This is a genomic window from Pseudomonas sp. NY15435 (assembly GCF_048068295.1).
GTDB lineage: Bacteria > Pseudomonadota > Gammaproteobacteria > Pseudomonadales > Pseudomonadaceae > Pseudomonas.
Window position 1 is genome coordinate 181,540 of sequence record NZ_JBLUQA010000010.1, and the last position, 12,524, is coordinate 194,063.

Below are 12,524 nucleotides of genomic sequence, written 5' to 3' on the forward strand. Positions count from 1 at the left end.
CCTTCTGCGGCTGGGAGTAATGAGAGTTCCGATCTAGGAACACGCTCGCACCCGTGATGAAGTGCTCAAGTCATAAGCCCATCAGCAGCGACCCCACGTAACGGGTGTCGAGGTGGTAGTTGAATATGGAGGACTGCGGTGCACCGATGTTTATGTCGAAGAGGGCGTTGATCTCTTGCCGCCAAACTTCGAATCGGGACCTCTGCGGATAGGCCTGGGTACTAAAAGTGCAAACCGGATTCTCCATGAACACTCCGCTTTCGTGACAGTGCCCCGCGATGACGATTTGAGAGGCTCCATGGAACGCGCTGATCGGCTGACCATATGGGACAATCCGCCAACGGAAAACTCTAACGCCCGAGGATGCAGCACCGACACTTCCCCGTGAGAGAAACCACAGCAATCTCGCACCAACCGCAGCCGTAAAGTCTTAGCGTACCTGCGCGAACTGCTGCGCCAACGCATCGGGCTACATCCGCGGCCAGACTCTCCGGTGGTCAGGCGCTCTCGGCGCTCGCAGGCCCTCTAGCCTTTACAGACCGCGAGCGCTGCCGCCGCAGGTACACAATTTGTGCAATCACTCCGACGACAAGAGCGAGAAGCAGACAACCCTGGACGCCTATTAGCAATAGGCGAGCGCAGGTCACTAACTAGAGGATGGCCATCCGGCACACGACGCAGAACTTCGCTGACAGTGGGCAGCATAAGCAGGAACGCTGTCAGGCTTAGCAAGATCGTCTCCAGGTAGGCTCGAGCACGGCCCAGCGCACGGGCAAATCCCACCCCATAGCCAGCAAGCAATAACGCTATGGTGACAAATCCGATAGCATTACTTATCGGCCGCCGCGCGATTAGGAATACCGCACCGCCGCCGGCCAGCGTTGAGGCGAAGTACAGCAGCCCCGATTTGGAACGAGGAACAATGCGACCGTGGCGTGCAAACATCCAAGCCGCTGCCGGAATGGCAGGCAGGCCGCAAACGGTGTGAATCCAGCCGAGAGCGGAAACTCCGAACATGTGATTGTGTCCTTCTGCGTGGATGATCTGCTTAGCCGGCCCCATCTAGAGAACGTTATGTTGGCTCTCCTCGCCGGAAGCAAAGCCCCTATGATCCTGGGCACGCGTTATTGATAGCTGGGCAGGACAGACATGATGGATTCACTGGAATACTTGACCGTTCCACCGAAAATTCGAGGGGAGTGTCTGCCTTCAAGAGATCTGCAGTGGTAGGCGCTCGAGCGAACTCACCTAACTGGCGAGAGCGAACTCCGAAGGCCTAGAGCGGGACAGGACCAGGTCGCACATTTACGCGCAAGCCCCCTCCAGAGAAGGTCACAAATACTAAAACTCTCGGTGGGGCAAAAAGTGGGGCAAAATTCCCGAGCACTATAAAAGCAACAGGCATAAAAAAATCCAGTCACCGCTAAGTGACTGGATTTTCTAGGGATTTTTGGTCGGGACGGAGTGATTCGAACACTCGACCCCTTGCACCCCATGCAAGTGCGCTACCAGGCTGCGCTACGCCCCGACGTTGCTTTGAGTTCCCTCAGAAGCGGATCGCACTATACCCCAAGCAATTGCTTCGGAGAAGTACTTTTTTCATTTTTTTCAGTTACTTGCGCAGAACATGCAGTACATCTTCCAATTCGGCGATCATCTGCCGGATCAGTTGCTTGTACTGGGTGGCGTCCTCGCGAGCTTCGTCTCCGGTGAGGCGCTGGCGAGCGCCGCCGATGGTAAAGCCCTGGTCGTAGAGCAGCGCACGGATCTGGCGAATCATGAGCACGTCCTGACGCTGGTAGTAGCGCCGGTTGCCCCTTCGCTTGACCGGGTTGAGTTGCGGGAACTCCTGTTCCCAGTACCGCAGCACGTGCGGCTTCACCGCGCAAAGATCGCTCACTTCACCAATGGTGAAGTAGCGCTTGCCCGGAATGGGGGGCAGTTCGTCGTTATGACTTGGTTCCAGCATAAGCCTCAACCCTGGCCTTCAGTTTCTGCCCTGGACGAAAGGTGACGACGCGCCGGGCTGTGATCGGGATTTCCTCTCCCGTCTTCGGGTTGCGTCCGGGACGCTGGCGCTTGTCGCGCAGATCGAAGTTGCCGAAACCCGACAACTTCACCTGTTCGTTATGCTCCAGCGCCTGGCGGATCTCTTCAAAGAAGAGCTCCACCAGTTCCTTGGCTTCCCGCTTATTCAGGCCCAGCTCTTCGTACAGACGTTCAGCAATTTCAGCTTTCGTCAGAGCCCCCATACGCTACTTCCTTAACGTGGCGTTGAACCTTTGTTCCAGCGAGGCGACGATATTCTGCGTAGTCGCGTTCACCTCGTCATCGTTAAGAGTGCGTGATGGATGCTGCCAGGTCAAGCCAACGGCCAAGCTTTTTCTAAGCGGATCAATGCCTTTACCGTGGTAGACGTCAAACAACCTGAGATCCGTCAGCCATTCGCCCGCCGTTTCACGGATATTTGCCAGCACGAACTCGGCCGGAGTATCCAGATCGACGATCAGCGCCAAGTCACGGCGCACTTCGGGGAAGCGCGACAATTCACTGAATTTCGGCAGGCGACCCTTGGCCACTTCAGCCAGCACCAGCTCGAAAAGGTAGACCGGACGATCCAAGTCCAGCGCCTTGGCCAGTTCGGGGTGCAGAGCGCCCAGATAGCCGACCAGCACACCGTCTCGCTCAATCTTGGCGGTCTGGCCTGGGTGTAGCGCCGGGTGCTGCGCCGGGGAGAAGGTGAAGGCATCGATGGCGCCAGCATTACCCAGGAGCGCCTCGACGTCAGCTTTCACGTCGAAGAAGTCGACGCTCTCGCGACCATTGGCCCAGCCTTCCGGCTGACGAGCACCACAGACGACGCCGGCGAGCATGTTTTCCTGCACCAGCCCTTCCAACTGACCGACGAAACGCAGGCCGCTTTCGAACAGGCGCACACGGGTCTGCTGGCGGTTGAGGTTGTGCTGCAGGGACTTCACCAGACCAGGCCAGAGTGAGGCGCGCATGGCGGCCATGTCGGCGGAGATCGGGTTGGCCAGCATCAGAGGCTCGACGCCAGGGTGGAACAGCTGGAACAGCTTGGGATCGATGAAGCTGTAGGTGATCGCTTCCTGGTAGTCGCGAGCGACCAGCAGGCGGCGCAGCGCCGGCAGTTCGGCCTGGGACTCGGACTTGGTGTTCGGTGCCAGGCGGGCCTGCGGGTAGCGAACCGGCAAACGGTTGTAGCCATAGAGGCGACCCAGCTCTTCGATCAGGTCGACTTCGATGGAAACGTCGAAGCGATGGCTCGGCACGCCCACGGTCCAGGCGTCGGCACCGGCTTTCTGGACGTCGAACTCCAGGGCGGTGAGCAGACGCTCGATCTCGGCGTTTTCCAGGGTCATGCCCAGCATCTGGGTGACGCGCTCGGCACGCAGGCTGACCGGCGCAACCTTCGGCAGATCGGCTTCGCTGACTGCTTCCACGATCGGACCGGCTTCGCCGCCAACGATCTGCAGCAGCAGTTCGGTGGCGCGCTCCATGGCGCGACGGGCCAACTGCGAGTCCACGCCACGCTCGAAGCGGTGCGAGGCATCGGTGTGCAGACCGTAGGAACGGGCCTTGCCTGCAACGGCAATGTTGTCGAAGAAGGCGCTTTCGAGGAACAGGTCGCGGGTCTTAGCGCTGACGCCGCTGTGCTCTCCACCCATCACGCCGGCGATAGCCAGGGCGCGTTCGTGGTCGGCGATCACCAGGGTATCGGCGCGCAGGGTCACTTCCTGGCTATCGAGCAGGACAAGCTTCTCGCCCTCCTCTGCCATGCGCACACGCACGCCGCCTTTGATCTCGTTGAGATCGAAGGCATGCATTGGCTGGCCCAGCTCGATCATCACGTAGTTGGTGATGTCGACGGCGGCATCGATGCTGCGGATGTCGGAACGGCGCAGGCGCTCAACCATCCATAGGGGGGACGGTTTGCTCAGGTCGACGTTGCGGATGACGCGACCGAGGTAGCGCGGGCAAGCTTTGGGGGCCAGCAACTCGACACTGCGCACTTCATCGATCTGCGGAGCAACGGCGCCGACCACTACCGGCTTGACCTCGGCGCTGTACAGCGCGCCGACTTCGCGCGCGAGGCCGGTCAGGGACAAGCAGTCGCCGCGATTCGGGGTCAGGCCGATCTCGATGGAGGCGTCGTCCAGCTCGAGGTAATCGCGGATGTTGGCACCTACCGGCGCGTCCGCGGCGAGCTCCATCAAGCCGGCGTTCTCTTCGCTGATTTCCAGCTCTTTGGCTGAGCAGAGCATGCCGTTGGATTCAACGCCGCGCAGCTTGGCCTTCTTGATCTTGAAGTCGCCCGGCAGCTCGGCGCCGATCATGGCGAAGGGAATCTTCAGACCCGGGCGCACATTGGGCGCGCCACAGACCACCTGGAAGGTCTCCGAACCATTGCTGACCTGGCAGACACGCAGCTTGTCGGCGTCCGGGTGCTGTTCGGTCGACAGCACTTCGCCCACGACTACGCCGCTGAACTGGCCGGCGACCGGGATCACGGCGTCGACCTCAAGGCCGGCCATGGACAGACGGGCTACCAGCTCGTCACGGGATACCTGCGGATTTACCCAGCTCCGCAGCCACTGTTCACTGAATTTCATCCTGTTCTCCTAAATGCGTTGACGGTCGTGCGGGCTAGCGGAACTGGCCGAGGAACCGCAGATCGTTGTCGAAGAACAGGCGCAAGTCGTTCACGCCATAGCGCAGCATGGCCAGACGCTCGATACCCATGCCGAAGGCGAAGCCCTGGTACTTCTCAGGGTCGATGCCGGACATACGCAGTACGTCGGGGTGGACCATGCCGCAACCCATGACTTCCAGCCAGCCGGTCTGCTTGCAGACGCGGCAACCCTTGCCGCTGCAGAGCACGCACTGGATGTCGACTTCCGCCGAAGGTTCGGTGAAGGGGAAGAAGGACGGACGGAAACGAACGGAGAATTCCTTCTCGAAGAAGGCGCGAAGGAATTCCTCGATGGTGCCCTTGAGGTCGGCGAAGCTGACGTCTTCATCGACCAGCAGACCCTCGACCTGGTGGAACATGGGCGAGTGGGTCAGGTCGGAGTCGCAGCGATAGACGCGGCCCGGGCAGACAATGCGAATCGGCGGCTTCTGGTTTTCCATGGTGCGGACCTGTACCGGAGAGGTATGGGTGCGCAGCAGCATGTTCGCATTGAAGTAGAAGGTGTCGTGCATGGCACGAGCCGGGTGGTGCCCCGGAATGTTGAGCGCTTCGAAGTTGTGGTAGTCGTCTTCGACTTCCGGCCCCTCGGCAACTTCATAGCCGATGCGGGTGAAGCACTGCTCGATACGCTCTTTGGTGCGGGTAACCGGATGCAAGCCGCCGGAGGACTGGCCACGACCCGGCAGGGTCACGTCAATGCGCTCTGCTGCCAGCTTGGCGGCGAGGGCAGCGCCCTCCAGCTCGGCCTTGCGGGCATTCAGCACATCCTGAACCTTTTCCTTGGCGACGTTGATCAGCGCGCCGACCTTCGGGCGCTCTTCGGCCGGCAGGTCGCCCAGGGTCTTCATGACCTGGGTCAGCTCGCCTTTCTTGCCGAGGTAGTGAACCCGGATCTGCTCCAGGGCGTTGACGTCTTCGGTGTTTCGCACGGCGTCCAGGGCCTGCGAAACCAGCGCGTCCAGGTTTTCCATGTACCAACTCCAGATACAAAATAGGGGAAGAGCGGTAAGGCTCTTCCCCTATCGGTGACGTTACGTCCGGACCGAGATCCGGTAACTGTCGTGGGGCTTAAGCCAGGCTGGCCTTCGCTTTCTCGACAATCGCGGTAAACGCCGCTTTTTCGTTCACAGCCAGATCGGCCAGGACCTTACGGTCGATCTCAATGGCCGCCTTTTTCAGGCCAGCGATCAGACGGCTGTAGGACAGACCGTTCTGACGAGCACCAGCGTTGATACGGGCGATCCACAGGGCGCGGAACTGACGCTTGCGCTGACGACGGTCACGGTAGGCGTATTGGCCTGCCTTGATTACCGCCTGCTTGGCAACACGGAACACGCGCGAGCGCGCGCCGTAGTAGCCTTTTGCGAGCTTCAGAATCTTTTTGTGACGACGACGGGCAATTACGCCACGCTTAACACGAGCCATTTATTTATCCTCTACCAGAAATCAACGCAGACGCAGGGAGCGCGCTACACGGCGAACGTCGGAAGCAGCGAGCATCGAAGTGCCGCGCAGCTGACGCTTACGCTTGGTGGTCATTTTGGTCAGGATGTGGCTCTTGAAAGCGTGCTTGTGCTTGATGCCACCAGCAGTCACTTTGAAGCGCTTTTTGGCGCCACTCTTGGTTTTCATCTTTGGCATGTTTAGTACTCCGCATTCGTTAACAACTGATAACCATCAGGCCTGCCAGTGCCCGGGAGGTTATTTACGCTTCTTGGGAGCGATGACCATCATCAGCTGGCGTCCTTCCAGCTTAGGATGCTGTTCCACGGTGCCGACTTCGGCGAGGTCGTTTTCGACTCGCTTCAGCAGCTCCATGCCCAGCTCCTGGTGGGCCATCTCACGACCACGGAATCGAAGCGATACCTTGGCCTTGTCCCCTTCATTAAGGAAACGTACCAGGTTGCGTAGTTTTACCTGGTAATCCCCTTCTTCCGTCCCTGGACGAAACTTGATTTCTTTGATCTGTTGCTGGTGCTGGTTTTTCTTCGCAGCAGCGGCTTGCTTCTTCTTCTCGAAGAGGTGCTTGCCGTAGTCCATGATGCGGCAGACAGGAGGCACCGCATCAGCAGAAATTTCCACCAGGTCCAGCTTGGCCTCGTCGGCTAGACGGAGGGCCTCGTCGAGGGAGACCACGCCAATCTGTTGACCGTCAGCACCAATCAGACGCACCTCACGGGCGGTGATGTTTTCGTTGATCGGTGGTTTCGGGAGAGCCCGCTTATCCTGTCTCATTTCACGCTTAATAATGATTACTCCGAGTCTTGGCGACCACGCCGGGAAACCGCCTGAGCAAGCAGCTCAGCGAACTGGGCGACCGGCATCGAGCCGAGGTCTGCCCCTTCGCGCGTACGTACGGCGACGGCCTGCGATTCAACTTCCCTATCACCGATAACCAACAGATAGGGAACCTTGAGCAAAGTATGCTCGCGGATTTTAAAGCCAATTTTCTCGTTTCTCAAGTCAGACTTGGCACGGAATCCGCTTTGCTCGAGCTGACGCACCACTTCTTCGGCCCATTCGCCCTGCTTGTCAGTGATATTCATCACCACCGCCTGGGTCGGTGCAAGCCATGCTGGGAACAGACCGGCGTAGTGCTCGATCAGCATCCCGATGAAGCGCTCGAAGGAGCCGAGGATCGCGCGGTGCAGCATGACCGGACGGGTACGACTGTTATCTTCGGCGATATAGCTGGCATCCAGGCGCTCCGGCAGGTTCGGATCGTACTGCAGGGTACCGCATTGCCAGTTACGGCCGAGGCAGTCCTTCAGAGTGAACTCGATCTTCGGACCGTAGAACGCGCCCTCGCCCGGCTGGTATTCCCACTCCAGGCCGGATTCATTCAGGGCGTCGGCCAGCGCGCTTTCGGCGCGATCCCACAGCTCTTCGGAACCCACGCGCTTGGCCGGACGAGTGGAGAGTTTCATGGAGACGTCGCTGAAGCCGAAGTCCGAGTAGACCTGCAGGGTCAGCTTGATGAAGTCGGCCGCTTCCTTCTTCACCTGCTCTTCGGTGCAGAAGATGTGGGCGTCGTCCTGGGTGAAGCCACGCACGCGCATGATGCCGTGCAGCGCGCCGGACGGCTCGTTGCGGTGGCAAGCGCCGAATTCCGCAAGACGCAGCGGCAGATCGCGGTAGGACTTCAGACCTTGGTTGAAGATCTGCACGTGGCACGGGCAGTTCATCGGCTTGACCGCGAAGTCGCGGCTTTCCGACGACGTGGTGAACATGTTCTCGGCGTAGTTGGTCCAGTGGCCGGAGCGCTCCCAGAGGATGCGGTCGACAACCTGCGGGGTGCGCACTTCCACGTAGCCGTGGTCGCGCTGCACCTTGCGCATGTACTGCTCGAGCACTTGATAGACGGTCCAGCCGTTCGGATGCCAGAAGACCATGCCCGGCGCTTCTTCCTGGAGATGGAAGAGGTCGAGCTGCTTGCCGATGCGACGATGATCGCGCTTTTCGGCTTCTTCGATACGCTGGATGTAGGCAGCCAGCTGCTTCTTGTCTGCCCAGGCGGTGCCATAGACGCGCTGCAACTGTTCGTTCTTCGAGTCGCCACGCCAGTAGGCACCGGAAATCTTGGTGAGCTTGAAGGCTTTGAGGAATCGGGTGTTCGGCACGTGCGGACCACGGCACATGTCCACGTACTCCTCATGGAAGTACAGGCCCATGGCCTTCTCATCCGGCATGTCGTCGATGAGGCGCAGCTTGTACTCCTCACCACGAGCCTTGAAGGTCTCGATGACTTCAGCACGCGGCGTCATCTTCTTGATGACGTCGTAGTCCTTCTCGATCAGCTCGGCCATGCGCTTTTCGATGGCGGCCATGTCTTCCGGCGTAAAGGGGCGCTCGAAGGCGATGTCGTAATAGAAGCCTTCGTCGATCACCGGTCCGATCACCATCTTGGCGGTCGGGTACAGCTGCTTGACCGCATGGCCCACCAGGTGAGCGCAGGAGTGGCGGATAATCTCCAGCCCGTCCTCATCCTTCGGGGTAATGATCTGCAGGGTCGCGTCGCTGTCGATGATGTCGCAGGCATCGACCAGACGACCGTTGACCTTGCCGGCCAGGGTGGCTTTCGCCAGGCCCGCGCCAATGGATTGCGCCACCTCGGTCACGCTGACCGGATGATCGAAGGAACGCTGACTACCGTCGGGAAGAGTAATGATGGGCATGGCGCCTCCTCTCCTAGTGGTGACCCCTACGAAAGGCCACATGGGTTGGGATGTGCCAGTAAGCGTCGCCCGCCGGGTCAGCCTGCCTCACAGTGGCAGGCGCCTTCTCGGCACCCTGCGCTTTCGCGCGCGGACGTAGATCACTGGAAGAAATCGAAAACCTGCCCGCCAACGATAGCGAGCAAGGCGTGGGATGTTACTGCAAGTTGCGGAAGCTGACGAGCGGCCAGCCTGACTTCACTCAATACTGATCGACAAATTCCAGCACGGCCCGATTGAAGGACGCCGGACGGATCACGTTCATACCATGGGACGCACCGGGAATCACAACCGACCGCCCCACCATAAGGGTGGATTGCAATGCCTGAATGATCCGAGGAAATGGCTCCGGACTTTTCGCACCACCAATCAATAATACCGGCAATTGCAGCTGTTCAATCTGCCGATGATCTATAGGGGCGGGATGATCGGCCACCTGCCCAACCAGAGTCATTGCATTGCTTGTAGCCATTTCGCGGAACTGCCGGGATGAGCGCGCCCAGACTCCCGCCCCACTCACAGTATCGACAAAGAGTTGCAACCCCTCCCCTACCTCGCCGGCACGAATCTTTTCCAGCGCCTGCTGGCGAAATTGATTGCGCTCGACAGGAGATACTGGCGATTCGACATTTACCGCAGTAAATACATCATCAGCAAAATCTCCACCAGGGTCTGCAAGCGTCAACGAGCGCAATTTCTGCGGAGCAGCCAACGCCACTCGCAGACAAATATTGCCACCCCGTGAATGCCCCAGGAGATGAACAGGGCCAGGCAATTGATCGAGCAGTGCCAGCAGATCATCAACATGCTGCTGAGTCGTAAATCCCGCCCCCTCGCCATTCCATGCCTCAGGGAAGTAATGACGCAGACTGGGGACGATCACACGATAGCCCGCGGACAATGCAGGGACCTGACTCTGCCAGTAGCGGTAATCGCAGAGCGACCCATGAACCAGCAGCAGCGGTACGCCCCGCCCGGCAACCTGGCACGTCAGTTCATAATCATTGACTCGATATTGCACTATCTCGTTATTCATCCAGCACTCGCACGCAACGCACCACAATAAAGCACACAGATTTTGCAGGGGCTATCGTTCGACAAGAAACTCCACCACCCCCTTTAGCCTGCGCATTATCCCTCATCGATCAATTAACCCACCAACCCTTCATGCGTCCTTAACATTTGAAGTGAGTTTCCCCCAATCGCAACAATTCATATATTCAGTTGACGCGAACATTCGCTAGAACAGAGAATCGCTCCGAACAAATCACCCTGCCAACGGGAGCACCCAGATGTCCAAACTTGCGGAATTCCGCGAAGCCGAGCGCAAACTCCAGGAACAACTCGCCCTCCTCGAGAAACTCAAGAGCGATGGCGGCCTGAAGAAAGAACTGGAGTTCAAGGACCAACTGCAAGCCTTGATGGACCAGTACGGCATGAACCTGCGCAATGTCATCGACATTCTCGATCCGCAGACTTCTGCCGAGCCCGCGGCCGCACAGCAACCGCGCCGCACCCGCCAACTGAAGGTTTACAAGAACCCGCATAATGGCGAAACCATTGAAACCAAGGGCGGCAACCACAAGACCCTGAAAGCCTGGAAACAACAATACGGTGGCGACACCGTGGAATCCTGGCTGCAGTGAAACCGATATTCCGCGGAGCGCTCCCGCTCCGCGGAATCCCCCCATCGCCCGGCGGCTTCTGACAGACGGCTGTATAAAAACTAGCCATCGTTAGAAGAAATCCTTATACTGGCCGACAGCGAACACCAGACCCAAGGTCGCCCCTCCCAGCACCCCCTACCTGATCCAGGGCAGAAGCTGGGCTCTACAGGGCCACGGCCAGCGCATCCTCCGCATCGATTCCAGAGCACGCCAACCGCGCCAGGAACATTTGCCCGAGCGATCAGCGCCCCACGTCAGACTCTCTGCTTTCACCCAACATCGCAGCCTGACGCGAACAGACCCTCAAGTTTCCAATCGCTGCCATATTCCGGTCATACGTTTTCTGCATTCTCAGATCGCACCCGGAGCTTTTGACGATTTCGACGGTCATAGGACCGTTACCTATTTGGAAAGACAAGACAATGAAAACCTCCCTGCAAATCCAGGAGGCGATTCGCACCCTCTCGGCGGCCTTCGCCCCTCTGAACTGCGTCATCCAGGCCAAGCGCAAGCACGGCTTCAGCTTCACCCTGGTGAACGAGCACGGCATCGCCAAGCACACCGAACGACTCTACCCCCAGCAATACCAGGGCGAGGCACCGCTGAGCGCGGTAATCCAGCGAGTGCAAGCCACCATCGCTGCCTGAGCCTGAAAACGAAAAAAGCCCCGCATGAGCGGGGCTTTTGCTTTATTGGTCTCCTGTATAAAGGAGGCGATCAATTCAGGCTGATGCCCGCCTTCACCGACTCGATCTCCTCCGCCATTGCCGCATATCGCTCCGACGGCGCCGCGTAGGTCAGCGAGTAGGCCACCCCGTCACCCAGCGCAACCTGCACAGTCTGCTTGAGCACCTCAGTGCCGTTCTGGCTGATGCCGCAATGGACCTCCAACCCCGCCAACCCACCCAGCTTCGTATCCAGTGGTTTGCTGCACGCCGCCTGGAACCCCTGGCGCATGAAATCCTTCTGCAGCGCCTTGCGCATCTCGACGATGACATTCGCAACGCTGACCGCGACGCTGGAACTGAGACGGCTGCGCGTGATTTCCATGACTAGGTCCTGAGAACCATCCTCCGCCATACGCACACCGCGCTGACGAACCACCGGCGCGTCGGCCGCCGCATCTGCCGGCGAGCGCGAAACCTCCCAGCCCTGCGGCCAGATCACCTGCATTTCCGCCAATGCCGGCAACGGCACCAGCAACGCACCGAACAACAACCAGGATCGAATACCGCGCATCATCATCTCCGACATCCCCAAGGCAACACCATAGCAGGCGCCCCATGCCTTCATGGGCGAGTCATATTCCGAGAGCAAATGAAAGGGCAACCCTATCGGACCACCCATCCTTAGCCAAGCGCCGCTGGCGACGAAGCAGATGGCAGCCCACCAGATTGACGAGCCAAAAACGAGATACGCCCCACAGGACGAGCGGAAGAGAGCAGCAGGCTCCATACTGATAGGCAGAATGAAATCGCAGGCTCAGTGAGGCCCCATGAAAAAGCTCACAGCATTGTTCCTGCTCATGATCCTCTCCGCTGGCGTCCGAGCCTCCGACTTCTGCACCGGTATCGGTCTGTTTGCACGCGCAGGGGCGCTCTACCGGGACGAGGGCAAAACCGAACAGCAGGCCATTGCAGCCGTTCACGAGAGAAGCGCCAAGCTGGACGCGGATACCCAGGTGATCGTCAGGTACTTCGTGCGATTCGGCTACCACGGAGATCAGACACCAGACCAGGCGTCTGCCAACGCCGAACAGAAATGCCAGCAGTACGAAGCCGACAGCGAACGCAGAAGCGCGATGAATTAGCGCCTGCCCAAGCAGCCCCTCCGAGCACAACATCCATCAACGCATCACTGCGTCACCAATTCCCGCCACCCGAAAAACACCCAAAACAAAAAGGGCGATCCTTTCGGATCGCCCTTTCT

13 protein-coding genes and 1 tRNA gene are annotated in these 12,524 nt (G+C 59.1%); 3 read left to right on the forward strand and 11 right to left on the reverse strand.

Going from position 1 to position 12,524, the window contains the following annotated elements; genetic code table 11:
• Positions 1–1,451: 1,451 nt before the first annotated feature.
• The 10 genes from ACNFH5_RS22725 to ACNFH5_RS22770 form a co-directional block, all read right to left on the reverse strand.
• Positions 1,452–1,528, reverse strand: a tRNA-Pro gene (locus ACNFH5_RS22725).
• A gap of 84 nt (positions 1,529–1,612) precedes the next feature.
• Positions 1,613–1,969: a MerR family transcriptional regulator gene (locus tag ACNFH5_RS22730; protein ID WP_015476661.1), complete on the reverse strand. Its 357-nt coding sequence runs from the start codon at positions 1,967–1,969 to the stop codon at positions 1,613–1,615.
• Positions 1,950–2,252, reverse strand: a complete 303-nt coding sequence (gene ihfA, locus ACNFH5_RS22735; RefSeq protein WP_003090661.1) for an integration host factor subunit alpha — start codon at positions 2,250–2,252, stop codon at positions 1,950–1,952. The genes ACNFH5_RS22730 and ihfA overlap by 20 nt, the downstream gene beginning before the upstream one ends.
• 3 nt (positions 2,253–2,255) lie before the next feature.
• Positions 2,256–4,634 (reverse strand): phenylalanine--tRNA ligase subunit beta, encoded by a 2,379-nt coding sequence (pheT, locus tag ACNFH5_RS22740; protein ID WP_416749913.1) that lies wholly within the window; start codon positions 4,632–4,634, stop codon positions 2,256–2,258.
• Between the two features lie 34 nt (positions 4,635–4,668).
• On the reverse strand, positions 4,669–5,685 hold the full coding sequence (pheS, locus tag ACNFH5_RS22745) for a phenylalanine--tRNA ligase subunit alpha (protein WP_024763164.1): 1,017 nt from the start codon (positions 5,683–5,685) through the stop codon (positions 4,669–4,671).
• Positions 5,686–5,782: 97 nt separating this feature from the next.
• Entirely contained in the window at positions 5,783–6,139 is a 357-nt protein-coding gene (gene rplT / locus ACNFH5_RS22750) for a 50S ribosomal protein L20 (RefSeq protein ID WP_003099086.1), read from the reverse strand.
• A gap of 21 nt (positions 6,140–6,160) precedes the next feature.
• Complete coding sequence (gene rpmI / locus ACNFH5_RS22755) at positions 6,161–6,355, reverse strand: 50S ribosomal protein L35 (RefSeq protein WP_017516491.1); 195 nt, start codon at positions 6,353–6,355, stop codon at positions 6,161–6,163.
• Between the two features lie 60 nt (positions 6,356–6,415).
• Positions 6,416–6,967, reverse strand: a complete 552-nt coding sequence (gene infC, locus ACNFH5_RS22760; RefSeq protein WP_169887484.1) for a translation initiation factor IF-3 — start codon at positions 6,965–6,967, stop codon at positions 6,416–6,418.
• Entirely contained in the window at positions 6,967–8,889 is a 1,923-nt protein-coding gene (gene thrS, locus ACNFH5_RS22765; protein ID WP_037015433.1) for a threonine--tRNA ligase, read from the reverse strand. The genes infC and thrS overlap by 1 nt, the downstream gene beginning before the upstream one ends.
• Positions 8,890–9,130: 241 nt before the next feature.
• The gene (locus ACNFH5_RS22770) at positions 9,131–9,964 is read right to left on the reverse strand and encodes an alpha/beta fold hydrolase (RefSeq protein ID WP_416749917.1); all 834 of its coding nucleotides are present in this window, start codon (positions 9,962–9,964) and stop codon (positions 9,131–9,133) included.
• Between the two features lie 256 nt (positions 9,965–10,220).
• On the opposite strand from ACNFH5_RS22770, the gene ACNFH5_RS22775 reads away from it, so the two are divergent.
• Positions 10,221–10,574 (forward strand): histone-like nucleoid-structuring protein, MvaT/MvaU family, encoded by a 354-nt coding sequence (locus ACNFH5_RS22775; RefSeq protein ID WP_416749919.1) that lies wholly within the window; start codon positions 10,221–10,223, stop codon positions 10,572–10,574.
• Between the two features lie 443 nt (positions 10,575–11,017).
• A complete protein-coding gene (locus ACNFH5_RS22780) occupies positions 11,018–11,242 on the forward strand; it encodes a hypothetical protein (protein ID WP_045217792.1) in 225 nt (74 codons plus the stop codon).
• A 70-nt stretch (positions 11,243–11,312) separates the two neighbouring features.
• Here the strand turns inward: ACNFH5_RS22780 and ACNFH5_RS22785 are convergent, their stop codons facing one another.
• Positions 11,313–11,888, reverse strand: coding sequence for a DUF4946 domain-containing protein (locus tag ACNFH5_RS22785; protein ID WP_416749921.1), 576 nt, complete (start codon positions 11,886–11,888; stop codon positions 11,313–11,315).
• A gap of 202 nt (positions 11,889–12,090) precedes the next feature.
• Here ACNFH5_RS22785 and ACNFH5_RS22790 point away from each other — a divergent pair, with 202 nt between their 5' ends.
• Positions 12,091–12,405, forward strand: coding sequence for a hypothetical protein (locus tag ACNFH5_RS22790; protein ID WP_416749923.1), 315 nt, complete (start codon positions 12,091–12,093; stop codon positions 12,403–12,405).
• Positions 12,406–12,524 lie beyond the last annotated feature (119 nt).